At 48.7% G+C, this 23,570-nt stretch carries 20 protein-coding genes and 1 pseudogene; 11 read left to right on the top strand and 10 right to left on the bottom strand.

The genetic code is table 11. The features are described from left to right. Window positions 1-9 precede the first annotated feature (9 nt). Entirely contained in the window at window positions 10-1,038 is a 1,029-nt protein-coding gene (locus tag C3V43_RS09340; protein ID WP_106069580.1) for a TlpA disulfide reductase family protein, read from the bottom strand. A gap of 314 nt (window positions 1,039-1,352) precedes the next feature. Here C3V43_RS09340 and C3V43_RS09345 point away from each other — a divergent pair, with 314 nt between their 5' ends. Then, the gene (locus C3V43_RS09345) at window positions 1,353-3,017 is read left to right on the top strand and encodes an IS1182 family transposase (RefSeq protein ID WP_106069581.1); all 1,665 of its coding nucleotides are present in this window, start codon (window positions 1,353-1,355) and stop codon (window positions 3,015-3,017) included. 92 nt (window positions 3,018-3,109) lie between these two features. Here the strand turns inward: C3V43_RS09345 and C3V43_RS09350 are convergent, their stop codons facing one another. Continuing rightward, entirely contained in the window at window positions 3,110-4,804 is a 1,695-nt protein-coding gene (locus C3V43_RS09350; protein WP_106069582.1) for a tetratricopeptide repeat protein, read from the bottom strand. A gap of 135 nt (window positions 4,805-4,939) precedes the next feature. Then, complete coding sequence (gene xerD / locus C3V43_RS09355; RefSeq protein WP_106069583.1) at window positions 4,940-5,890, bottom strand: site-specific tyrosine recombinase XerD; 951 nt, start codon at window positions 5,888-5,890, stop codon at window positions 4,940-4,942. A 133-nt stretch (window positions 5,891-6,023) separates the two neighbouring features. Between xerD and aroQ the strand changes: the two genes are divergently transcribed. The 3 genes from aroQ to C3V43_RS09370 all read left to right on the top strand — a co-directional run bounded on the left by aroQ (window position 6,024) and on the right by C3V43_RS09370 (window position 8,651). Further along, entirely contained in the window at window positions 6,024-6,443 is a 420-nt protein-coding gene (gene aroQ / locus C3V43_RS09360) for a type II 3-dehydroquinate dehydratase (protein ID WP_106070536.1), read from the top strand. A gap of 53 nt (window positions 6,444-6,496) precedes the next feature. Beyond that, window positions 6,497-7,957: a pyruvate kinase gene (pyk, locus tag C3V43_RS09365; RefSeq protein WP_106069584.1), complete on the top strand. Its 1,461-nt coding sequence runs from the start codon at window positions 6,497-6,499 to the stop codon at window positions 7,955-7,957. A gap of 61 nt (window positions 7,958-8,018) precedes the next feature. Beyond that, window positions 8,019-8,651: an O-methyltransferase gene (locus C3V43_RS09370; RefSeq protein ID WP_106069585.1), complete on the top strand. Its 633-nt coding sequence runs from the start codon at window positions 8,019-8,021 to the stop codon at window positions 8,649-8,651. 163 nt (window positions 8,652-8,814) lie between these two features. On the opposite strand, the gene C3V43_RS09375 is transcribed toward C3V43_RS09370, so the two are convergent. Genes C3V43_RS09375 through C3V43_RS09385 form a run of 3 tightly spaced genes read right to left on the bottom strand, consistent with a single transcriptional unit; the run spans window position 8,815 to window position 12,958 of the window. After that, on the bottom strand, window positions 8,815-10,059 hold the full coding sequence (locus C3V43_RS09375; protein ID WP_106069586.1) for an FtsX-like permease family protein: 1,245 nt from the start codon (window positions 10,057-10,059) through the stop codon (window positions 8,815-8,817). Next, on the bottom strand, window positions 10,059-10,391 hold the full coding sequence (gene rbfA, locus C3V43_RS09380; RefSeq protein ID WP_106069587.1) for a 30S ribosome-binding factor RbfA: 333 nt from the start codon (window positions 10,389-10,391) through the stop codon (window positions 10,059-10,061). Before rbfA ends, C3V43_RS09375 begins: the two co-directional genes overlap by 1 nt. A 59-nt stretch (window positions 10,392-10,450) precedes the next feature. Next, entirely contained in the window at window positions 10,451-12,958 is a 2,508-nt protein-coding gene (locus C3V43_RS09385; RefSeq protein ID WP_106069588.1) for a YfhO family protein, read from the bottom strand. Between the two features lie 136 nt (window positions 12,959-13,094). Between C3V43_RS09385 and C3V43_RS09390 the strand changes: the two genes are divergently transcribed. Together C3V43_RS09390 and C3V43_RS09395 are read left to right on the top strand one after the other, a co-directional pair. Beyond that, on the top strand, window positions 13,095-13,805 hold the full coding sequence (locus C3V43_RS09390) for a 5'-methylthioadenosine/adenosylhomocysteine nucleosidase (protein ID WP_106070537.1): 711 nt from the start codon (window positions 13,095-13,097) through the stop codon (window positions 13,803-13,805). Window positions 13,806-13,832: 27 nt separating this feature from the next. Then, a complete protein-coding gene (locus C3V43_RS09395) occupies window positions 13,833-14,315 on the top strand; it encodes an S-ribosylhomocysteine lyase (RefSeq protein WP_106069589.1) in 483 nt (160 codons plus the stop codon). A 121-nt stretch (window positions 14,316-14,436) separates the two neighbouring features. On the opposite strand, the gene C3V43_RS09400 is transcribed toward C3V43_RS09395, so the two are convergent. Continuing rightward, a complete protein-coding gene (locus C3V43_RS09400) occupies window positions 14,437-15,144 on the bottom strand; it encodes a DUF6266 family protein (protein WP_106069590.1) in 708 nt (235 codons plus the stop codon). A gap of 835 nt (window positions 15,145-15,979) precedes the next feature. Here C3V43_RS09400 and C3V43_RS09405 point away from each other — a divergent pair. Then, a pseudogene (locus C3V43_RS09405) lies at window positions 15,980-16,300 on the top strand (DNA alkylation repair protein); the annotation flags it as partial. A gap of 161 nt (window positions 16,301-16,461) precedes the next feature. Here C3V43_RS09405 and C3V43_RS09410 read toward each other — a convergent pair. The 3 genes from C3V43_RS09410 to rpsO all read right to left on the bottom strand — a co-directional run bounded on the left by C3V43_RS09410 (window position 16,462) and on the right by rpsO (window position 19,330). Next, window positions 16,462-18,108, bottom strand: coding sequence for an AMP-binding protein (locus tag C3V43_RS09410; protein ID WP_106069591.1), 1,647 nt, complete (start codon window positions 18,106-18,108; stop codon window positions 16,462-16,464). Window positions 18,109-18,165: 57 nt separating this feature from the next. Continuing rightward, entirely contained in the window at window positions 18,166-18,741 is a 576-nt protein-coding gene (locus tag C3V43_RS09415) for a helix-turn-helix domain-containing protein (protein ID WP_106069592.1), read from the bottom strand. A 319-nt stretch (window positions 18,742-19,060) separates the two neighbouring features. Then, the gene (gene rpsO / locus C3V43_RS09420; RefSeq protein ID WP_106069593.1) at window positions 19,061-19,330 is read right to left on the bottom strand and encodes a 30S ribosomal protein S15; all 270 of its coding nucleotides are present in this window, start codon (window positions 19,328-19,330) and stop codon (window positions 19,061-19,063) included. A gap of 228 nt (window positions 19,331-19,558) precedes the next feature. On the opposite strand from rpsO, the gene typA reads away from it, so the two are divergent. From typA to C3V43_RS09440, 4 genes are all read left to right on the top strand, one after another. Then, window positions 19,559-21,358 (top strand): translational GTPase TypA, encoded by a 1,800-nt coding sequence (gene typA / locus C3V43_RS09425; RefSeq protein ID WP_106069594.1) that lies wholly within the window; start codon window positions 19,559-19,561, stop codon window positions 21,356-21,358. A gap of 92 nt (window positions 21,359-21,450) precedes the next feature. Then, window positions 21,451-22,038, top strand: a complete 588-nt coding sequence (locus C3V43_RS09430; RefSeq protein WP_106069595.1) for an LOG family protein — start codon at window positions 21,451-21,453, stop codon at window positions 22,036-22,038. Next, a complete protein-coding gene (locus C3V43_RS09435; protein ID WP_106069596.1) occupies window positions 22,035-22,766 on the top strand; it encodes a DUF4271 domain-containing protein in 732 nt (243 codons plus the stop codon). The genes C3V43_RS09430 and C3V43_RS09435 overlap by 4 nt, the downstream gene beginning before the upstream one ends. 4 nt (window positions 22,767-22,770) lie before the next feature. Further along, window positions 22,771-23,523: a uroporphyrinogen-III synthase gene (locus C3V43_RS09440; protein WP_106069597.1), complete on the top strand. Its 753-nt coding sequence runs from the start codon at window positions 22,771-22,773 to the stop codon at window positions 23,521-23,523. Window positions 23,524-23,570: the final 47 nt, after the last annotated feature.

The following is a 23,570-nucleotide window of genomic DNA, read 5'->3' on the forward strand; positions in this document are numbered from 1 at the left end:
TACGTTGGTCTATTTTGCTTTCTGTTTCAACTCCTCCAGTTTCTTCTCAATCTCTGCCGTAGTCAGGTTCTTGCCTTCTATCCTTCCGGAAGGGCCAATCAGCAGATTGGCAGGCAAGGCATGTATGGAAAGCTGTTTGGCCGGCATTGTATTCCAGCCCAGGAAATCGCAGGTTTGCTCCCACTTCAACGTATCGTTACTGATAGCATCCTCCCACGCTTTCTTGTCCACATCCAAAGAGATGCCCCAAAGGGCAAACATCTTATTCTTCTCTTCTTTCTTGTAGATTCGACGCAAGGCAGCATTGTTTTCCATGCTTGGCAAGTCCCACGAAGCCCAGAAGTGTATTAACAGGTATTTATCTTTAAAGCCGGTACGGCTGATTTGTACGCCTTTGGCATTGGGCAAAGAAATGTATGGAAGCACTTTCCCCACAGACACCCTTTCTTCTTCCTGTATAAGGGTCATCAATTCGCTCACGTAAGGACGGTCTTTCAACTCTCCGCTCATGCGGTTTGTCAGCCTTTTGATAAACGCAAAGTCCGGATGAGGCTTCTGCACGAAGAATTTCTCCAGCAGATAGATACTTGCCAAAGAGCCGGGATGGCTGTTGATGAAAGTTTCGGCCTTTTCCTGCAAGGCCTTCTCCGAAGGTTGGCTTATACTTTTCAGTTCTTTCAGGAAGGCGGTCAGCTCTTCATTGGGAGCATTGCCGGTGATATCCGGCGAGGAAAGTTCGGCAACGGAGCCGCTTATTTTGATTTCGTCTCCCTTATTCAGGTAAAGAGGATACTCGGTGCCGTCACTGAATTGCAGCCATGCAGCCACCAATGTATCTATCGCGAGGGTTGCAGAGAATTTATCGTTCTTGGCAATCAAAGTATCCATGCGGTTATGCAGATTATCCGCACCATAGATATAAAGAGTGTCATTTCCCAATCCTTTGATTTCACCGCTAAGGCGGACGGAATCTGTTGTCCTACTGCTGCAAGCGGACAAAGTGAAAAGCAGAAAGTATGCGAGATAGATTTTCTTCATTGCGATTCTTTTTTCTGATACTCGTTGCGAAAGTACTTCTTTTTGATATAAATGAGAAGCTGTTTGAAGTTTATTTTTATTCGTGTCCGCTAAAACTTTCCTCCGACCGATTGACTTACACACTTCAACTTTTATTTCCGAATCTTTGTTCGCAGTGCGCGGACTTGTGTTTTCCCCAAGTTTTATCATCAAAAGAAATGAGGGTGTGTCAAAATAGACACATCCTCTTTTTTTGCACAAAGCCCCGACTTTCTCAAGCCAGGGCTTTGCTATTTCCTAAAGTTTTTGTAACTTTAGGCATACAAAATTACGTTATGTCAAAGTTACACTTTCGCCCTTACACTTGCAACCAAACGGTGCTTTTTCCACAACGGCTTGATGAAAATATTGCGGAGAACGACCCTGTCCGCATGGTCAACGCCATTGTTGACGGTCTTAATTTGGATAATTTCCGCAAGCTCTACAAGGAAAGCGGTCGTAGTCCATACCACCCGAAGATAATGCTCAAGGTTATCCTCTATGCCTATATGAATAATATCTATTCTTGCCGCAAGATAGAGCAATTGCTCCTGCGTGACATACACTTCATTTGGCTTGCAGGATATGAGAAACCTGATTTTATTACTATCAACCGATTCCGTAATCGTGTCAAGGACGAACTCAACAATGTATTTACCCGGTTGGTTCTTCTGCTCGCGGAGCGTGGCTTTGTAACGCTCGATGTGGAATATATCGATGGTACGAAGATAGAGTCAAAAGCCAACAAATACACTTTTGTATGGCGCAGGACAATAGAAAAGAATCGCACTAAACTGATAGAGAAGATACGCATCCTCCTGCAGCAGGTCGATGATACCATTGCGCAAGAGAAATCCTCGGAGAAAGAGCATGTGGAGTTCACGCCCGCAACATTGAGCGAACTGTCTGCCGAACTTAGAGAAGCCCTTGCCACGCCCCCTGCCGCTACCACCAAAGAAGAGAAAGCACAGTGCAAGAAAAAGGAGAAACAGATAAAGGAACTGGATAAGTACCGTGAGAAACTGCAGGAGTATGACAGCCGTCTTGAACAGATTGGCAGTCGCAATTCCATGTCCAAGACAGACCCTGACGCCACGTTCATGCACATGAAAGAGGATGCCATGAACAACGGGCAGACCAAGCCCGGCTATAATCTCCAGATAGCGACGGAGAACCAGTTCATCACCGACTTTGCCCTGTTTCCCAATCCCACCGACACGCTCACGTTTATCCCCTTTATGGATTCTTTCTTCCGGCGCTATCACCGTCATCCTTCCACCGCCGTTGCCGACTCGGGGTACGGCTCGGAGGAGAACTACCGTTTCATGGAGGATGCCGGCGTGGAGGCATACGTCAAGTACAACCGTTTCCACATGGAACAGCGTCCACATTATACACCGGCCCCGTTCCATCAGGACAGCCTGTACTATAATAAGGAGGAGGATTATTACGTCTGTCCCATGGGGCAGCACATGGAGCGCGTCGGGACAACCCGTGGAAAGACCGCAGGCGGATACCTCACCGAAAGCGCACGCTACCGGGCGCAGAACTGCAAAGGATGCCCGCTCAGATGCAGATGCTACGGGGCAAGGACGGACAGACGCATCATGGAGGTCAACCACAGGCTGAACGAATACAAGGGAAAGGCACGGGAAAGGCTCACTTCCCGGGAAGGCATCAGGCACAGGGGACGGCGGTGCATTGAACCTGAAGCCGTCTTCGGACAGATGAAGTTCGATATGGCATACCGACGCTTCCGGCACTTTGGAAAAGACAAGGTTTTGATGGACTTTGCCTTCTTCGCCATGGCCTTCAACATCAAGAAAATGTGCGCAAAGATGCTCAAGGGGGGGATATCGGGGCTGTCAGACGCATTTACAGCCTTGATTTGTGTCCTGATACGCCTTTTCCGGCCCAATGGAGGCCGTCATGGAAGAAAAACAGAGTTGATTGCGGCATAAGGGAAATCGAGCAGGGAAGACGCGAAAAAACAAAAAAAGAGGATGTGTCTATTTTGACACACCCTCATCTCCCTTTCGGTTCTCACCTTATATTATTTGAGGATATCCATAAAGGAGGGGTTTGTGAAGAACTTGGTGAATTCCAAGTCGGAAGCCGCCTTCTTGGCCAATGCAGGCTCTTTTACGATGGCATTCTTCAGGCTGCTGATCACCATGGAAGAGTTGTTGGTTCTTGCGCCAAGCACAGCCATCAGATAGTCTGTATATGCATCCGGCTTCTCGATGGCAGCCAATGTACTCTTTGCCTTATTGTAGTCTTTAGCCAAGATTTGAGCCAAAGCGGCACTGTTGGTCTTTGTTTCGGCAAATGCGTTTACAGCTCTGTCATATTGACCTTGAGCAACATACAAGTTACCCAATGCTTCGTTCAGCGCTTTAGCACCCGAGGCTTTGCCTAAGAAACTTTCAGCAGCACTCTTGTCGCCCTTGTTCAATGCAATCAAGCCAAGGTTGGTGTTCACTTCGGGAGCATCTTTGATAGCAGCAGCTTTCTTGAAGTAGCTTTCAGCCTTGTCAAGGTTACCTGCCTGATATGCCAACTTACCCAGATTGTTGTAAGCGCGGAAGTCATTAGGATAGATTTGAGCGGCCTTTGTGAAGATAGCCTCTTGCTTGGCAGCATCTTTGGTCAGAGTCGCAGCATACAGCAGTTCTTCGATATTCAGCTGCTTGGCATCGCTGTCGGCAAGGTTTGCAATTTCGTCGTCGGACTTGCCGATGATTTCATAGTTCAAGGTCAGACGAGAACGACGCAGTTGCGGAAGCACTTCATCAGCCAAAGTCTTGTACACGGAAGAGATGTTCTTGATTTCCTGTTCTCTTTGTTCCGGATCGGAATACATGGACAGAACGCGAAGAATCAGTTCTTTGTCCTGGATATTCGATTTGGAAACCAGTTCTTGGAAACCTTCCCAGTCCTGAGCAGTATATCTGGTATCTACAGCTGCATCAACTTTGGCTTTCTTCAGGTCCTTGTTGATAATTTTGGCAGTATTGTCCTGACGGTTTTCGGCCAATGTGGTGTTCAGGCTTACGCCACCATCGGGAGAAGCGTATGCAGAGATTTCGATGTTGCTGATTTTTTTGTTGGCAGCATCATTCACGCTCTTCACTTCGTCGCCGAATGTTTTGGCGGTCTTCAGCTCGCCGGCCCGTACGTTGGCTTGTTGAATCAAGAACATGATGTTGGCGTCATATTTTTCTTTGATGATGCGTTGGAAAGCGTCGTCGCCGTTAGCCGGATTGGCGCTGCCCAATGTTTTGCCAATCAATTCGGAAGTAGAGATTACGCCATCGGCCACTTTCACGGCAGGAATGTTCACCGTCTTGTTTCCGATGGTGGCTTTGAATTCCAGATACAATTCCGATTTGGCCATTTCCGGAACATAATCGAAAGAAGTTCTCAGGGTATAGTTGCCGCCCATCTTGTAAGAGATAGCCTGGTCGTTACCTTCTACTTTCTCTCCTTGGAATACGGCCGGCCGGCCTTTGGCTTCGCCACCGTTCCATCTCAACACGGGAGTCACCTCCACCACGGCTTTCTTATTGAAATACTTTTCAGGGAATTTTCCATTGATAGTAGCGGGAACTTTACCGCCCACAGCTTCCAATACCTGAGGAGTTACGGTGAAATAGTCCGATGACAATTCACCCATCTTACTGCTACATGATGTCATTAACGCAACAACCATTGCCATTAAAAAAGGCAGATACAATTTCTTAGTCATTTCAGATAAAATTATTTTGTTTGTAAATTGGATTTATCTATTCTGCAATTGTGCTTCATCAAGCATGAACACAACAACGCAAAGATATTAAATACTCTTAGAGTTTGTTAACCCCAATGCCATTTTTACCATAATTTAATGAATCTTTTGCTCCTCGCGATACTTTATATTACGGGGATGATGCTCAATGATTTCACTACGCAATCTGTTGCGGTCGATGTGTGTGTAAAGTTCTGTTGTTGCGATGGATTCATGCCCAAGCATACATTGTATGGCACGAAGATTGGCTCCTCCTTCAAGCAGGTGGGTGGCAAAGGAGTGGCGGAAGGTATGCGGACTGATGTTCTTGGTGATACCGGCCTTGCTTGCCAGTTCTTTGATCATGTGAAATACCATGATGCGCGAAATCTTGTTCCCCCAACGTGCCAGAAACAGATAGTCCTCAAACTCCTTCTTTATTTTACCCTGATTACGGTCTATGAACCAATGCTTAATTTCTTTGATGGCACGCGGAGAAATGGGGACAAGGCGCTGCTTGCCGCCCTTGCCATCCACTTTGATGAAACCCTCTTCAAAATAAAGATCGGAAATTTTCAGGTTGCAAAGTTCCGACACGCGCAGACCACAGCTATACAGTGTTTCGAGGATGGCTCTGTTGCGTTGTCCTTCGTTTTTACTCAAGTCCACGGCACTGATTATTAGGTCTATCTCATCCAGTGTCAGCACTTCCGGCAGTTTGAATCCTATTTTAGGGCCTTCGAGCAATTCGCTGGGATCACCCTCCAGATAATCGGCCATGACAAGGAAATGGAAAAACGATTTGACACCCGACAGAATACGCGCCTGCGAACGGGGGTGAATGCCAATATCGTGCAATCCGGCAGCAAACCGGTGCAAATCGTCCAAGGTAGTGTCGAGAAAACTTTTGTTTTCTCCGTCAAGGAAATGAAGCAACTTTTCCAAGTCCCTCAGATAAGCATCCTGCGTATTGGGAGAAAGAGATTTTTCTAACTTCAGGTATTGACGGTACTTTCTGATTATCAGCGCTTGCCTTTCCTTATTCTTTGTTTTTTCTTCTGATTTCATTTCTTTTTTCTACCTTTGCACCGCAGAGACGAGCCGTGACATGGCGAAAAGCATCATAAAATCTGCGTCGCCTTACCCATTCGCATCTTCTTTGCGGATTTAATTGAGAGACAAAGGTATAAAAAAATGTGTTATGAGGATACAGATTATCAACGGCCCCAACATAAATCTCCTAGGCAAACGCGAACCTTCCGTTTACGGCAGCGTTACTTTTGAAGAGTATCTTGCCGACCTCCGCAAAAGATATGCTGATGTAGAGATTGATTATTTTCAGTCCAACATCGAGGGAGAATTGATAGACAAGATTCAGCAGGCGGGTTTCGAGGCAGACGGCATTGTGCTGAATGCAGGTGCCTACACCCATACTTCCATCGCTCTGCAAGATGCTATCCGTGCGGTTACTGCTCCGGTGGTCGAAGTGCATATTTCCAATGTGCATGCACGCGAGGCGTTTCGCCATGTCTCCATGATTTCCTGCGCTTGCAAAGGTGTCATTCTCGGCTTCGGTTTAGACTCCTACCGGTTGGCCGTAGAGGCACTGAAAGAATTATAGGCGGTTCATGGTCCTTTATCCATGATTCATTATTTAATAAACAGGTATAGATTATGTTATTGAAGCAAACCAAAATTGTTGCAACGATTTCCGACCAACGTTGCGACGTCGATTTTATAAAGCAGTTGTTTGAAGCCGGTATGAATGTGGTTCGTATGAATACCGCGCATCTCAATCGTGAAGGTTTTGAACGGCTGATCGGCAACGTACGTGCGGTGTCCAACCGCATTGCCATTTTGATGGATACGAAAGGCCCCGAAGTGCGCACCACCCCCTTGGCCGGCGAACCGATTTCTTTCAAGACCGGCGACCGCGTCAAGGTTGTAGGTAACCCTGAGTTGCAGACAACCCGCGAGTGCATCTCGGTTTCTTATCCTAACTTCGTTCAGGATTTGAATGTAGGCGGACACATCCTTATCGATGACGGCGATATGGAAATGGTGGTTATAGAGAAGCATGCAGACTATCTGCTGTGCGAAATGCAGAACGACACGACGCTCGGCAGCCGCAAGAGTGTCAACGTGCCGGGAGTGCGCATCAACTTGCCGTCGCTGACGGAAAAAGACCGCAATAACATTCTGTATGCCATCGAGAAAGACATCGACTTCATCGCCCACTCTTTTGTGCGCAACAAGCAGGATATTCTGGACATTAAATCCATTCTGGACGCACATGGCAGCGACATCCGCATCATTGCCAAAATTGAAAATCAGGAAGGCGTAGACAATATCGACGAGATTCTGGAAGTGGCCGACGGTGTGATGGTGGCGCGCGGCGACCTCGGCATAGAAGTTCCTCAGGAACGCATCCCCGGCATACAGCGTGTGCTGATTCGCAAATGTATTCTGGCCAAGAAGCCGGTTATCGTTGCCACTCAGATGCTTCACACGATGATTTCCAATCCGCGTCCTACCCGTGCGGAGGTGACGGACATCGCCAATGCCATCTATTATCGTACGGATGCTTTGATGCTGAGCGGCGAGACTGCCTACGGAAAGTATCCTTTGGAAGCGGTGAAAACGATGACTAAAGTTGCGGCACAAGCCGAAAAGGATAAACTGGCCGACAACGACATCCGTATTCCTTTGGATGAGAACAGCAACGACGTGACGGCTTTCCTTGCCAAACAAGCCGTAAAAGCCACTACAAAACTGAAAATACGCGCCATCATCACAGACAGTTACAGTGGCCGGACGGCCCGCAATCTGGCTGCGTTTCGCGGTAAATTCCCGGTACTCGCCATCTGCTACAAGGAGAAGACCATGCGTCACCTCGCCCTTTCTTACGGTGTGGAGGCCATCTATATGCCCGAACTTGCCAACGGACAGGAATACTATTTTACCGCCTTGCGCCGCCTGTTGAAGGAGGGCCGCCTGCAACCGACCGATATGGTGGGTTACTTGAGTAGCGGCAAAGCAGGCACGCAGACCTCGTTCCTTGAGATAAACGTAGTGGAGGATGCCTTGAAACATGCACCCGAAAGCGTGCTTCCCAACAGCAACCGATATTTGTAAATGAGGTTGTGCCGGAAGAGCAACAGACATTTCGGCACAGCTTCACCGCCAGCCTGATATAATGACAATAGACGAGTATATCCTGCAACATATCGATGAAGAGAGCGACTACCTGAAAGCGCTTTATCGCGACACGCACGTCAAGTTGCTCTATCCCCGCATGGCTTCCGGGCATTTGCAGGGACGCATGCTCAAGATGTTTGTCAGTATGATACGCCCCCGTCGGGTTCTGGAGATAGGAACTTACAGCGGATATTCCGCCCTTTGCATTGCCGAAGGGTTGCCTGAGGGCGGAATGCTGCACACCATTGAAATCAATGATGAGCAGGAGGACTTCACACGTCCGTGGCTGGAAGGTTCGGACTATGCCGACAAAATCAAATTCTACATCGGCGATGCCTTGAAACTGGTTCCCCGCCTCGACCTCACTTTCGATTTGGCCTTCATCGATGGTGACAAGCGCAAATACGCGGATTATTACGAAATGGTGCTTGCCCGTCTTTCCGATGGAGGATATATCATTGCCGACAACACTTTGTGGGATGGACATGTACTGGAAGAGCATCCTCACGCTTCCGACCGGCAGACCATCTGCATCAAGGAATTCAACGATTTTGTGGCACGCGACGGACGTGTGGAGAAAGTGATTCTTCCGTTGCGCGACGGGCTGACCATTATTCGTAAAAGGAGCTGAAGTCTGCCCGCATCTCGGCAAACCTAATCCCACACTTTAAGAAGCCTATCCCCACACTTCAGAAGGCATTAGCCCACACCTTAGAAGAGGTAAGCCCACACCTTGGGAACGGTAAACTGCAAGGGGAAAATAAAGCCTCAACAGACTTTTGCAACCTATCACTTTATTCTGCCGACGAAGACTTGAGCAACCTCCTGCCAAGGTATCTCACGGGATAGCGGACAGAGAAGAAACCCACGGCAATCACAGTGACGAACACCAGAACGATGTCTATGACGTGTACGCTTACCGGATAGGCATCTACCACAAACGCACCGTTTCCTCCGCCCAGCGAAATCAGACCGAAGTGCTGTTGCAGAAAACAGAGCAACAATCCCAACACGATGCCGACAGTAGCTCCGAAAACAGAAATCAGCCGCCCTTCAAACAGGAAGATGCTCAAAACAAGGCGTTCGTCCGCTCCCAGATTACGCAAGGTCTCCACGTCTTCCCGCTTGTCCAATATCAGCATGGAGAGGGAACCGATGACATTGAAGCACGCAATGACAAGGATGAAAGTGAGAAATAGATAGGAAATCAGCTTCTCGATTTCCATAATACGGAAGACATCGGCCTGCTGTTCGTAGCGGTTCTGCACGACAAACCGGTCGCCGAGGATATGCTTTATTTTCTTCTGCACGGCATCGACGCCGAATCCGGGCTTCAGCTTCAGTTCGATGGCGAAGACTTCCGTATCATAATTGAACAGGCGACGGGCAAAGCCGAGGGAAGTCAGGATGTAGCGTGAATCGTATTTCTTCTGATTGACCGCGAATATGGCTCCGGGCGAAAAAAGGTACTCCCGATTGAAAGCGGCGGTAGGATTGGCAATGTTCACCCGTACATTCCGTTTGGGGGCATAGACCAGCAAAGGGTCTACGAACTGAATGCCTGTACCGAGTTCGGACATGAGCTCCACCCCCATGAAGCCATAATCCACCAATGAATCGTTGAGCACAAACCGGCCTGTGCCATACAGCAGGCTGTCGATGGAAGTCAGTTGCTCGAAGTTATCTTCCACCCCTTTTATCACGGCCATTGCCTGACGGTCTTTGTACTGCACCATCGCATTCTCCTCCAATGTTTCCGTCCAGACATCAATTTCGGGCAAGGCACGTACTTGCCGGATGCGCGACTCGCGAGGGTCGAAAACTTTGCCTTCACGGATGGTAATCTTCAATTCCGGGTCGAAAGCCGTGAAGAATCCTGCCACCATGTCCTGAAAGCCGTTGAACACGGACAAGGTACATACCAATGCCAACGTGGCCAATGCCACCCCACATACCGAAATGCCGGAAATGATATTGATGGCGTTGTGCTTCTTCTTTGAGAAGAGATAACGACGGGCTATGTAGAATGGCAGATTCACTATTTCAAGAGTTCGTCAATCCGCTCCAGATAATCCAATGAATCGTCCACAAAGAACTTCAGTTCGGGTATGATGCGCAGTTGATGGCGGACACGTGTGCCCAGTTCAAAGCGGATGGATTTCATGTTTGCGTTGACGTTTCTGATGATTTCTTCACTCTTTTCTGAAGGGAACACACTGAGATAGGCACGGGCCACACTCATATCGGGGCTGATACGTACCGCGCTCACTGAAATCAATGTGCCGGACATGGATTTGGTTTGCATCAGAAAGATGTCGCTTAATTCCTTCTGGAGCAAGCGGGCTATTTTGTTTTGTCTGGTAGTTTCCATACAGTTTAGTTGTTTATTTAAGAAGCAAAGTTACTGAAATATATTGTTCCGCCGGGCATTTATAGTTTTTTTAGATTCTTTCCCCTCACAATCACAACCATCACTCCTATGATGAGAAGAGCCAATGCAGCGTATGCAATGCCTTCCGTCACATGCAGGCTCACCGGGTCGAAATACATCTCGATGGTATGCTCTCCGGCAGGGACATACATGGTGCGCAGGATGTAGTCGGCACGTGCCAGTTTAGCCGGCTGTCCGTCAATGGTGACATGCCATCCGTCCGGATAATAGATTTCGGAGAATACAACAACGCCGTCTTTGGAATTATTCGTCTTGTAGGTCAAACGGTTCGGTGCATAGCTTGTCAATTCAACGACCGAAAGGCTGTCTTTGTGGCTTTCCGTAACGCTCTTCAAAGTTTTCTTGAAACGTGCGTCTACAACGGCGGTCTCTACCGGATGAATATCATTCAAGGCATCTATTTCCTCGTTGGCATTGTTCACATACCGCACCTTGTTCACAAACCACGCATTGCCATAGGCGTATGGGTTGAGAACAGGAACTGTCTGCCCTTGTTGCCCCGCCGGAAGAATGAAATATTTTGTATTCAGCATATTCAGAACCCTGAACTTATCGGCATCCACGCTGTCCATTTCGCCCCCAGCGGTGGCAATGGCGCTGTAAGCAGCCTGCATCTCCGGAGAGATGTGGTGCTCTATCATCTCCTGATAACGGCGCAGTTTGGCGGCATGGTATCCGCCGACGCTCTTGTGCCAATAAGACGTATTGTTCTCATTGAAGGTGTTGCCGGCAAAGTTCAGGACGCGATATCCCGGAGTATTGTCCTGCAAAATCAGTTCGTCGGCTTTCGTCTTCTTGAACGTTTCGGTCCGGATAGAGCGGGGAACAAACTGCTCGTCGTGCAGGTATCGTTTGTTGACGCTCCACATATCGAACAAGCAAAGAAGTGTGATACCCGCCACAATCAGCGAACCGCGCATCTTGCCCGCAACGTAAAGCCCAAGCAAGCCGCAACCGATGACAATGATGATAAAGCTTCGCAACGCATCGGAGCTGACAAGCGCGGCACGCATTTCCCCCAGATTGGCAAGGATGCCGGACAACTCCTCGGCGGGTATCATATTCCGGTCGACGGCGTTTTGCAGCATCCGGGCCTCTTGGACAGGCACATAACCGGAACTGAAACTTCCCGGAGCCACGGCCAACACCAAGGCAACGCCTGCGGTAAGAGCAAGGCTGATGGACAAGGCTTTTTTCTCGCGCTTCATGATTTCCGGTTCGTCCAGTATCTTCTTCAAAGCAAAGATGGCCAGCAAGGGTATGGTGAACTCTGCGATGACAAGGATGGACGACACCGCACGGAATTTGTTGTACATCGGCACGTGGTCAATAAAGAAATCCGTCAGAGGCATGAAATTCTTTCCCCAAGCCAAGACGATGGAGAAAAGAGTAGCCCCTATCAGCGCCCATTTCAGAGGACCTTTCACAATGAAACATCCCAGAATGAACAGGAAAAGAACAAAAGCACCCACATAGACAGGGCCTGAGGTCATGGGCTGCTCGCCGAAGTATTGCGTCAATGAGTTATATAAACTGCCGTACATCGGATTCGCTTTCTGCATGGCCGTCTCGCTTTGGCTCAAAGGGACGGATGCCCCACCTTTGAAGTTGGGCACGAGCAGGGTCAGAGTTTCGCCGATGCCGTAGCTCCATCCGGTGATATAGTCACGGTCCAGTCCGCCGCTGGTCTGCTTGGCGGTTTCTCCCGTTTGCACCAATTCGCTTTTACCGCGCATGGTTTCCTTGCTGTAAGCATAGGTGTGATAGAGGTTCGACAGATTGGCGGCCACACCGATAAGGGCAGCCACTACCAGCACGGCGCTTGCCTTGAAGAATCGGGGCAACGTCTTGTTGCGCCATGCATCCTCCAAATAAGCACCGACGAAGAACAAGATGACGAAGAAGAAATAGTAGGACATCTGTATGTGGTTGGAGGTTACCTGCAAGGCCACGAACAGTGCCGTGACGATGCCTCCCGCCAACAGTTTGCCCCGATAGGCAAGAACGATGCCTGCCATCGTGGGCGGAACGTATGCCAACGTGATGAACTTCCAGATGTGCCCGGCAGATATCAAAATGAAGAAGTAGGAAGAGAATGCCCACATCACTCCGCCCAATCCCGCCAGCCATGCCGGTATGCCGAAGGCGCGCAGCAAGATGTAGAAGCCGAGCATCAGCATGAACGTCAGGCAGACGTAGTCGGGCAGAAAGAGCTGGTAAGTCTTTTGCACCCACTGCAAGGGTTTGGTAGATTCATACGAAGGAGCTATCTGATACACCGGCATTCCGCCGAACAGGGAGTTGGTCCAACGGCTGCGCTCACCCGTTTGTTCGTAGTACTCTTTGATTTCTTGTCCGGCACCGGCACCGGCGGCTGTGTCGTGTTGAAACAGGATGCGGTTCTCGATGTCCGCCGGGAAAAAGTAGGCGAAAGAAAGCAGGGCGAATGCCAGAATGGCAATCAAATCGGGTAGAATCTTCTTCATGACTGCTGTTTTATATGGTTTTGATTGAGGGTTTGCGATTGCAAAGGTACGATATTTCTTTCTGTGGTGTGTCATTTGCAATCAGCATTTTATGTATCTTTGCATCCGATTCATCTTCAATAAAGAACTTTTTTTCATGAAAATCGGGATAATCAGCGCAATGGACAGCGAGCACCGGCAGTTGGCCGGACGCTTGCAGGATAAGAAAGATACGGGCGACGCACGCTTCAAGTATATCACCGGACGCATCGGGCAAAACGAGGTGGTGTTGACGCAAAGCGGTATAGGCAAAGTGAATGCAGCCGTCGGAGCCACGGAGCTGATACGGCGCTTCAATCCCGATTGTGTCATCAGCACGGGAGTGGCAGGCGGCATAGACCCTTGCCTGAAGGTGACGGACGTGGTGGCGGGCGACCGCACGGTTTATCACGACGTATGGTGCGGCGACGGAAATGCCTACGGACAGATACAAGGCCTTCCGCTCTTTTTCGAATCGAGCGCCGTGTTGCTGCAACATGCCCTGAAGCTGAACGACGCCGGACCGGAAAGCCGTATTCATGGCGGCCTCATCTGTACGGGCGACCAATTCATCACCGAGCAATCGGGACTGGCTGCTGTGCGTACTCATTTTCCCGAAGGCATGGCGGTGGATATGGAATCGGCTGCCATAGCACAGACCTGCCACCTCTATCAAGTACCTTTCCTGAGCTTCCGCATCATCAGCGACACGCCCGGAAGCGAAGACCAGTTCTTGCAATACCTCGACTTTTGGGGCACGATGGCCGAACGCTCTTTCCATACCACGTGGGCGTTCCTGTCTTCACTGCCCGATACGCTTGCTTACTAAACTTAAAAAAATAAAGAAGAAAAAGACATGAAGAAGATTCCCAGTTTTACCATCGACCATATCCGTATGCTGCGCGGCATCTACGTATCACGCAAGGATGAAGTGAACGGCGAAGTAATCACCACCTTTGACATACGCATGAAAGAGCCCAATCGGGAACCGGCATTGGGACAGGGTGCACTGCACACCATCGAACATCTGGCGGCCACTTACCTGCGCAATGAACCGCATTGGCAGGACAAGATTATTTATTGGGGACCTATGGGATGCCTCACCGGCAATTACCTGCTGATGAAAGGCGACTTGCAACCTCAAGATATTGTAGCCTTGATGCAGGATACATTCCGTTTTGTGGCCGAATACACGGGTGAGATTCCGGGCACCACACCGGAAGACTGCGGCAACTGCCTGCTTCACGACCTCCCTATGGCCAAATGGGAGTCGGCCAAGTATCTGCACGAAGTGCTGGAGCAGATGAAAGAGGAAAACATGAAGTATCCGGAGCGGTAAAAGAAGAACAGCAGATAAGGCTTCTCATACAGGGACATTCATAGAATCCTTAGGAATAACGGAAAAGCGGGAAGCCGCATATCGAAAATGCCGCTTCCCGCTGCTGTGTCCGGCTTAGCGTTTATCCAAGCGGATTCTCACCGCCTCCCGATTCGCTGCCCGGTTGGCCTCCTCCCTGCTCTTCGCTGCCGGTGCTGAAAGCATCGTTTTTCAGGCAGGCACTGTTGGCCACGCTTCGGTCGTCTTCGCTCCGGAAGCCGATGTACACGGCCAAGGCGTCACCGCTCCATGCCGCAGGCAGGTCCAGCTGAGCCTTGCCGGCCGAGCGAGCGGCGGCATCGACATCATACACAGCCTCATTCTTCTTCTTGTTGTAGACCAGCAGCATGGCGCGGTCGGTGGCTTGCGCATCGCCCGTGCCGCTGTTGTCTTTCCACGTGTATGATGCCTTGTTCTCGGCTATGACTGCCGCGGGGTTGGCTGCGGTCGTCAGGGTGCCCCGCGTCAGCAGCACCTTGTCATAATCTATGACCGGAGTGCCTTTGGTGTCGGCCATCGCATGCTTCATGACGTACGACGTGGCCGCATTGTATTCCGATTGTCTTTTCGCATATCCCCGGTAACCGAACCGTATGAACGGTGTCATCGTTTTCAAGAAGCTATGTGTGATGATGAATTTGTTTCGCTGATACCGTTGCTTTTCCGTGTTCGCGTCTTTTACCTTCAAGGCCAATGCTCTCATGTAGCTGGTGCCCTTCCAGTTGCTGCCTACCACAGTGCCTACTTTTCCTGAAAATCCTCCGAAGATTCCTCTTGTAATTGTTCCCATAATGAAATTCTTTTTTGTGTGTGAATAAAATAAGTTTGTGTTGCCGGGGGGGATGCCTGAGAAACTTCTGCAGCAATTTCCTTACCTCCTCCGTCCGTCGTGTATCGGTGTTTGTGTTTCCGTTACGCCGGCAAAGATATGACGCATGTTTTTCTCCCGCAAATGAAAAAAGGCAAAAGCGTTCAACAAAATTTCTTTTACTTCCCAGCACGGGCTCTTTCATCTAAGAAAAAAAACCGGCCGATATTTGGAGCGACAACTTGATATGAGCCTCTTCTTTATTTTTATTTTATGAAAACATCACAAATAAAAGTCTCTCCCACTTCAGAAAAAGCGGATACGCACTTTTGCCATCTTCTTGTTTTCTTCCTGTCTATAGCGAACACCTCAACAAGAACCTGATAAGAATATGATAAGAACCTGATAAGAATATAGCAGGATGAAGATGATGAAAGAAAAATACGGTATCATAGCCTTTGCTGATTCTTTTTATCGGTTTTAAATGAAATAGTTGTGGAATAAAAACGTGCGATATGGCTGCACATTGTAAAAAAACTTTTATATATTTGTGCATAAACAGTGTAAAGTATAAAAACAGCTTTTATATTTTAAGAAACTGTTTTGAATTTATTTGCGCTATTTACTAAGGGGTATTTTTGCGGATTTTTCATCTTTCTCATGAGGAGTATAGCGGGCTATGTGACGGATGTGAAAGGAGAAAAAGACCAAAAAGAAGATTAGGAAATGCTCATAGATAACTATTTAAATAAATTCAAAACAGTTTCTAAAGGTATTATCAATTTAATGATGCGCAGATAAGATATTATGTGATATTGTAGCAAAAATGCTTGCAAAGGCTTTTGATGAGATTTGCAAACACAGAGGATACGAAGCGTCTCTACCTCTCGTCGAAGAGTGGATAAATGACGATAATCCGAATGTTATCCGTGCTGTAACAGAGGGATTGAGAATTTGGACAAGTTGCCCGTTCTTTAAAGAAAACCCATTGGTGGCTATTGCTCTAATCGCTAAGCACAAGGCACACGAAAGCGAATATCTTAGGAAATCCGTTGGAAACGCTTTAAGGGATATAAGCAAGAAGCACGCAGAATTGATCCGGCAGGAAGTGCAGCAATGGGATTTATCCTATCCTTGATTTTTGTATAATCAGGAATAATAAATTCCAATATCGGACAGCTACGAAAGGGATATTCGGCGCTGTTCACTAAGAAGGCGGCCGCTATATGGTTTTCTCATGACCGAGTTCTTCTCTGAATATCCCTTTTTATAGCCTGTTCGGATGTTAGTTGAACTCTCTCAGATAATCGTGATTCCCTGTTCCTCGCAGAGCCGCAGCCCCAAATCCTTCAGTTTGAACTTCTGAATCTTGCCGCTTCCCGTCACGGGAAAATCTTTGACGAAGAAGATGTATTTCGGAATTTTGTAGCGTGCTATCTTGCCGATGCAGAAGTCGCGCACGTCCGACTCGTGCAGGTCTGCCCCTTCGCGCAGGATGATGAAAGCCCCCACAGCCTCGCCGTATTTCTTCGACGGGATGCCTGCCACCTGCACATCCTTTATGCCTTTCAGCTGATAGAGAAACTCCTCTATCTCGCGCGGGTAGATGTTCTCTCCCCCACGGATAATCATGTCTTTGATGCGTCCGGTAATGCGATAGTTGCCGTTTTCGTCCTTGACGCCCAAATCGCCGGAGTGCAGGAAACCGTTCTTGTCTATCACCTCGGCCGTGGCTTCGGGATTCTTGTAGTAGCCCTTCATGGTGTTGTAGCCACGGTTGCACATCTCGCCTTGCACGCCTACGGGACACTCCTCGCCCGTTTCGGGATTGATGACCCGCACCTCGGTATGTTCAAAGTCGCTCCCCACCGTGTTACAACGCACTTCAAACGAATCGTCTATGCGTGTGGCGGTCATGCCGGGAGAGGCTTCCGTCAGTCCGTAAACGCTGGTCACCTTCATAAACATCTTCTCCTCCACCTGCTTCATCAGTTCTATCGGACAGAGGGCTCCGGCCATGATGCCGGTGCGCAGACTGCTCATGTCGAACATATCGAACATCGGGTGGTGCAGTTCGGCAATGAACATGGTGGGCACGCCATAGAGTGCCGTGCAACGCTCTTTGTGAATAGAGGCCAGCACAACCAACGGGTCGAAACGCTCCACCATCACTTGCATGCAACCGTGTGTCAGGCAGTTCATGGTGGCAAGCACCACGCCGAAACAGTGGAACAGAGGCACGCAGACGCACAACTTGTCGTCGGCGGTGAACTTCATGTGCTCGCCCGTCAGGTAGCCGTTGTTGGTGATGTTGTAGTGCGTCAGCATGACACCTTTGGGGAAGCCGGTGGTGCCCGACGTGTATTGCATGTTCACCACGTCGTGCGGGGTCACTTGGCTCTTCAGTTCATTCAGGCGGTCGTCCTCTACATTCTCGCCCAAGACCAGCAGTTCGGAAGTGTTGTACATGCCTCGATGCTTCTCCTGTCCCACGTAGACCACGTGCTTCATGTGCGGGAAGCGTTCGCTCTTCAAGCGTCCGCGCTCGCAGGTCTTCAGTTCGGGCAGCATGGTATAGGTCATCTGCACAAAGTCGCTGTCCTTTTCGCCGTTGACGATGCAGAGGGTGTGCATATCCGAGTTTTGGCACAGATACTCCAACTCCGACTGTTTGTAATTGGTGTTCACCGTCACATAGACGGCTCCTATCTTGGCGCAAGCGTAGAGCAGTGTCAACCAATCCGGAACATTGGCGGCCCAAATGCCCACATGCGTCCCTCGCTGCACGCCGATGGCGATAAGCCCCTTGGCCATGTCGTCCACACGGCGGTTGAAGCGGCTCCACGTAAAACGCAGGTTACGGTCGGAATAAACAATGTATTCTTTGTCGGGCGTAGTCTCCGCCCAATGCTCCAGCCATTGGCCGAGCGTACGTTCGTATAGCATATTTGTATGAGTGGAAAACAGGAAAGTGGAAAGCTCTTACTTTCCACTTTCTTTATATTAAATAGGTGTATAGATTACCGCAAGGATTTTGGCAGCTTTTCCTTCGAAAGCATGCACGTGGTGCGGAACAATGGAGTCGTAGTAGATGCTGTCACCTTGTTCCAGCAGATAAGTGTTCTTTCCGTAGCTTATTTCCATGATTCCTTCCATCACCATGATAAACTCTTCGCCTTCGTGCGAGGAAAGCACAAAGTCGCTGTCGTTGGTGGCTGCCACGTCGATGATGAATGGCTCCATGTGGCGGTCGGCCTTCGACTTGGAGAGCGAATGATAAACCATGTGACGGCGGCTCTGTATGGCATTGTTGGAGAAACTGATGCTGTTCTGCGACTCGTCTTTGCGGCATACTACGGGGCCGTTTTCGTCCTGATCGTCGAGGAATGTACCCAACCTCACCCCCAGCACACGTGCTATCTTGATAAGAGGAGCCAACGACGGAAGGTCGATGTTGCGTTCTATGCGTTCAATCTGTTCGATGGCAAGCCCCGAACGTTGTGCCAGTTCTTCCATACTGATGGACTGGTTTTCGCGGAGAGTTTTTATTTTCTCTCCTACAATCTTGCTGGTATCCATAATGAAGCGTTTACGGTCTGAAAAGTTATGAATTATAGTTGTTGAACCGCAAAAATAAGGGAAACTTTTACTTATTGCAACATTCTGAGGGGAAAAAGTTGGGTTTATACGAAAACAAGGGAAGAAAGGTATCCCCTTTTCCCCTTGTTCGGTTTTCCCATTCTCCAAGAGAGCACTCCCACCCATCCGCATAAAACGAAAGTTGGGAAATATAAAGTTTCATCTTCGCCTCCAACATCCAGTGCTTCACACAAACAAAAAGAGGAAAACTCTCTTTCCGAGAATTCTCCTCTTTTTAATGCTTTCGTCGCAAGTAAAATTACTTACGCAAGCCAAGTTCTTTGATTATGGCGCGATAACGTTCGATGTCGCGGTCCTTCAGGTAGTTCAGCAACGCACGGCGTTTACCTACCAACATAGTCAAAGCTCTTTCAGTGCTATAATCCTTTCTGTTGAGCTTCAGGTGCTCAGTCAGATGGGCAATACGGTAGGAAAACAAAGCTATCTGAGACTCAGCTGATCCAGTATCAGAGTTAGACTTTCCGTATTTGCCGAAGATTTCTTGCTTTTTAGCAGCGTCTAAATACATAATTGTTTAATTAAAAAGTTATTATGATTATTCCCTTTCGGGGCTGCAAAGATAGATATAATCTTTTATATTGCAATGATATTCAGCTTTTTTCTTCTATGTATCTGCATATATGATGCAAAATTCGTACCTTTGCACCGCAAAAACAGGCCCCATAGATGCGAACGGCAAATGAAATCGTATCGGCTTTCTGCATAGCCTGTCTTTGCCTTAATTAATAGGTATTATATGCAAAACATTAGGAACATTGCAATTATTGCCCATGTGGACCATGGGAAAACAACGCTCGTTGACAAGATGCTTCTGGCCGGAAACCTCTTCCGAAGCAACCAAAGCACAGGTGAATTAATGCTGGATAACAACGACCTTGAACGTGAACGAGGCATAACGATTCTTTCTAAAAATGTCTCTATCAATTATAAAGACACCAAGATTAACATCATCGACACTCCGGGACACAGCGACTTCGGAGGCGAAGTGGAGCGCGTGCTGAATATGGCGGACGGATGCATCTTGCTCGTAGATGCCTTTGAAGGCCCTATGCCGCAAACGCGCTTCGTACTCCAGAAGGCTTTGCAAATCGGATTGAAGCCTATTGTGGTGGTGAACAAGGTGGACAAACCGAACTGCCGCCCCGAAGAGGTCTATGAAATGGTGTTCGACTTGATGTTCAGCTTGGATGCTACCGAAGAACAGCTGGACTTCCCCGTTGTCTATGGCTCGGCCAAGAACAACTGGATGAGTACGGACTGGCAGCATCCTACCGACAACATCTATCCGTTGCTGGACTGCATTTTGGAGAATATCCCCGCTCCCGAGCAATTGGAAGGTACGCCGCAAATGTTGGTAACCTCTTTGGACTATTCTTCTTATACCGGGCGTATTGCCGTGGGACGTGTGCACCGCGGCACATTGAAGGAGGGCATGAATGTCTCTTTGGTGAAGCGTGACGGAAAGGTGTTGAAGTCTAAAATCAAAGAGCTGCACACCTTCGAGGGCATGGGACGTGTGAAAGTGCAGGAAGTATCTTCCGGCGACATCTGCGCACTGGTAGGCATAGAGGGCTTTGAAATCGGAGATACCGTATGCGATTACGAGAATCCGGAGGCATTGCCGCCTATCGCCATCGACGAACCTACCATGAGCATGCTTTTCACCATCAACGATTCTCCGTTCTTCGGCAAAGAAGGCAAGTTCGTCACTTCACGCCACATACACGACCGCTTGATGAAAGAGCTGGACAAGAACCTTGCACTCCGCGTAAACAAAAGCGAGGAAGACGGCAAGTGGGTTGTTTCGGGCCGCGGCGTGCTCCATCTGTCCGTGCTGATTGAAACCATGCGCCGCGAAGGATACGAATTGCAAGTGGGACAGCCGCAGGTTATCTTCAAGGAGATAGACGGCGTGAGATGCGAACCTATCGAAGAGTTGACCATCAATGTGCCCGAAGAATACTCCAGCAAGATGATTGACATGGTGACGCGCCGTAAAGGTGAAATGGTGAAAATGGAGAGTACCGGCGAACGTGTCAACCTTGAATTCAACATGCCCTCGCGCGGCATCATCGGCCTGCGCACGAACGTGCTGACCGCTTCGGCCGGTGAAGCCATCATGGCACACCGCTTCAAAGAATACCAGCCTTATAAGGGGGATATTGAACGCCGCACCAACGGTTCTATGATTGCCATGGAGGCAGGTACGGCTTTCGCCTATGCCATCGACAAGTTGCAGGATCGCGGCAAGTTCTTCATCTTCCCGCAAGATGAAGTATATGCCGGTCAGGTAGTGGGCGAGCATTCGCACGACAACGACTTGGTGGTGAACGTCACGAAGTCCAAGAAACTGACAAACATGCGTGCCAGCGGTTCCGATGAAAAGGCCCGCCTGATTCCGCCCGTTCAGTTCTCTTTGGAAGAGGCGCTGGAATACATCAAGGAAGACGAGTATGTAGAAGTCACTCCGAAATCCATGCGCATGCGCAAGGTGATTCTGGATGAAACGGAGCGCAAACGTGCCAACAAAAACTGAAATTAGAATCCATACACGATACTCCGGATCGTTTCAGATTTTCTTGAAATCATGTACCTTTGCAGTATCTGCAAAAAAGGTTGGAAAAAACGATGAATAAGATAGATTCCGTATGCGTATATTGTGCATCGAGCACAAAGATAGACCCTGTTTATTTCGATGCCGCCCGCGAGCTGGGCACTTTGCTGGGCAGGAAGCATCTCCGCCTGATTAACGGAGCGGGAAACATGGGACTGATGTCGGCCGTATCGGATGCCGCACTTCGTGCGGGAGGAGAAGTGACGGGCGTCATTCCCCGGTTCATGGTGGAACAGGGATGGCATCATACGGGACTCACACAGCTCGTCGAAGTAGAAAGCATGCACGAACGAAAGAGAACGATGGCCGACCTGAGCGATGCCGTCATTGCACTGCCCGGCGGATGCGGCACATTGGAAGAACTGCTGGAAATCATCACTTGGAAACAACTGGGGCTGTATCTGAACCCGATTGTCATCCTGAACACCAAGAACTACTTCGACCCTCTGCTCGATATGCTCGGCAAAGCGGTGGAAGAAAACTTCATGCGTACGCAGCACGGCGCCATCTGGCACACGGTACAAACACCGCAAGAGGCAATCGAGCTGATACATACACTGCCGTTATGGGATGCTTCCATCCGTAAATTCGCCGCGATATGATAGGGATGTTGATGGCTTGGGCAACGGGGGTAACAGGAGGAATTCCCCTTCCATATTCTCCGCGGATGGACGACGGCATCACCGTCATCCTTTTGTGTTGCTTCTTCCTGTCGGCTTATGTCCTGTCTCGCAGCCGCAAGTTCCTGTTTCAGTTAGTGAAAGACTTTCTGCTTCATCGCGAACGCACCAGCATATTCGCTACTTCCACGGCAGCCGACATGCGCTATATGTTGTTGCTGATTCTGCAAACTTGCGTGCTTGGCGGCGTGTGCATCTTCAATTATTTCAATGACGCGCAGCCGGAACTTGTACATCATATTTATCCCGGAATCTTGCTAAGCATATATATCGGGATATGTGTTTTTTATCTGGTGACAAAATGGCTGCTTTACTCCTTACTGGGTTGGATTTTTTTTGACGAAAGCACCACATCGCTTTGGTTGGAATCTTATTCCACGCTGCTTTATCATCTTGGTTTTACCCTCTTCCCGTTTAGTTTATTCATTGTTTATTTTGATTTGAATCTGCATTCGGCAATAATAATCGGCCTCATTTTGGTCTTTTTTGCTAAAATATTGATGTTCTACAAGTGGATAAAGCTTTTTTGTCATGATTTACATGGCGGTTTGCTTTTAATTTTATACTTTTGTGCCCTTGAAATCATCCCTTGTCTGGTTTTATATCAAGGCATGGTGCAATTAAACGATTATTTGATAATAAAATTTTAGGACGTTGAAAATTAAGAAAGTACTTGTGTCGCAGCCTAAACCGGCATCGGAGAAATCTCCCTACTACGACATCGCCGAAAAGTACGGTGTGAAAATAGATTTTCGCCCGTTCATCAAAGTGGAGAGCCTTTCAGCGAAAGAATTCAGACAGCAGAAAGTTGCGATCCTCGATCATACCGCCGTTATTTTCACTTCGCGTCATGCTATCGACCATTTTTTTCATCTTTGCGGCGAGTTACGCGTAACAATCCCCGAAACCATGAAGTACTTTTGTGTGACGGAGGCTGTTGCTTTGTATATACAGAAGTATGTGCAATATCGCAAGCGTAAAATCTTCTTTGGCAGTACAGGAAAAATAGACGATTTGATACCGGCCATCGTAAAGCACAAAACGGAAAAGTACTTGGTACCCATGTCGGATGTACATAATGATGACATCAAGAACATACTGGACAAGCACAAGATTCAACATAGCGAAGCGGTGATGTATCGCACCGTCAGCAACGACTTCGGGGCAGACGAAGCGTTCGACTATGACATGCTGGTATTCTTCAGTCCGGCCGGTGTGACTTCTTTGAAGAAGAACTTCCCGGATTTCGACCAAAAAGAAATCAAAATCGGCACGTTCGGTTCTACCACGGCACAGGCTGTCCGCGACGCCGGACTTCGTCTGGATTTGGAAGCTCCCAGCGTACAAGCACCTTCGATGACGGCGGCACTCGATATGTTTATCAAAGAGAACAACAAAGGGAAGTAACCCTCATTGTTACGGATAACAGATTACGAACCACAGATTACGGCGGC

It is taken from the genome of Prevotella heparinolytica (assembly GCF_002998535.1).
Classification (GTDB): Bacteria; Bacteroidota; Bacteroidia; order Bacteroidales; family Bacteroidaceae; genus Bacteroides; species Bacteroides heparinolyticus.

Coding starts and splice junctions, on each gene's coding strand:
- C3V43_RS09410 (WP_106069591.1), bottom strand. CDS start 18,108: ATGCTATACGAACGTACGCTCGGCCAATGGCTGGAGCATTGGGCGGAG.
- C3V43_RS09395 (WP_106069589.1), top strand. CDS start 13,833: ATGAAGAAGATTCCCAGTTTTACCATCGACCATATCCGTATGCTGCGC.
- C3V43_RS09340 (WP_106069580.1), bottom strand. CDS start 1,038: ATGAAGAAAATCTATCTCGCATACTTTCTGCTTTTCACTTTGTCCGCT.
- typA (WP_106069594.1), top strand. CDS start 19,559: ATGCAAAACATTAGGAACATTGCAATTATTGCCCATGTGGACCATGGG.
- C3V43_RS09345 (WP_106069581.1), top strand. CDS start 1,353: ATGTCAAAGTTACACTTTCGCCCTTACACTTGCAACCAAACGGTGCTT.
- C3V43_RS09350 (WP_106069582.1), bottom strand. CDS start 4,804: ATGACTAAGAAATTGTATCTGCCTTTTTTAATGGCAATGGTTGTTGCG.
- C3V43_RS09430 (WP_106069595.1), top strand. CDS start 21,451: ATGAATAAGATAGATTCCGTATGCGTATATTGTGCATCGAGCACAAAG.
- C3V43_RS09390 (WP_106070537.1), top strand. CDS start 13,095: ATGAAAATCGGGATAATCAGCGCAATGGACAGCGAGCACCGGCAGTTG.
- C3V43_RS09400 (WP_106069590.1), bottom strand. CDS start 15,144: ATGGGAACAATTACAAGAGGAATCTTCGGAGGATTTTCAGGAAAAGTA.
- C3V43_RS09385 (WP_106069588.1), bottom strand. CDS start 12,958: ATGAAGAAGATTCTACCCGATTTGATTGCCATTCTGGCATTCGCCCTG.
- C3V43_RS09370 (WP_106069585.1), top strand. CDS start 8,019: ATGACAATAGACGAGTATATCCTGCAACATATCGATGAAGAGAGCGAC.
- aroQ (WP_106070536.1), top strand. CDS start 6,024: ATGAGGATACAGATTATCAACGGCCCCAACATAAATCTCCTAGGCAAA.
- C3V43_RS09435 (WP_106069596.1), top strand. CDS start 22,035: ATGATAGGGATGTTGATGGCTTGGGCAACGGGGGTAACAGGAGGAATT.
- xerD (WP_106069583.1), bottom strand. CDS start 5,890: ATGAAATCAGAAGAAAAAACAAAGAATAAGGAAAGGCAAGCGCTGATA.
- rbfA (WP_106069587.1), bottom strand. CDS start 10,391: ATGGAAACTACCAGACAAAACAAAATAGCCCGCTTGCTCCAGAAGGAA.
- rpsO (WP_106069593.1), bottom strand. CDS start 19,330: ATGTATTTAGACGCTGCTAAAAAGCAAGAAATCTTCGGCAAATACGGA.
- pyk (WP_106069584.1), top strand. CDS start 6,497: ATGTTATTGAAGCAAACCAAAATTGTTGCAACGATTTCCGACCAACGT.
- C3V43_RS09415 (WP_106069592.1), bottom strand. CDS start 18,741: ATGGATACCAGCAAGATTGTAGGAGAGAAAATAAAAACTCTCCGCGAA.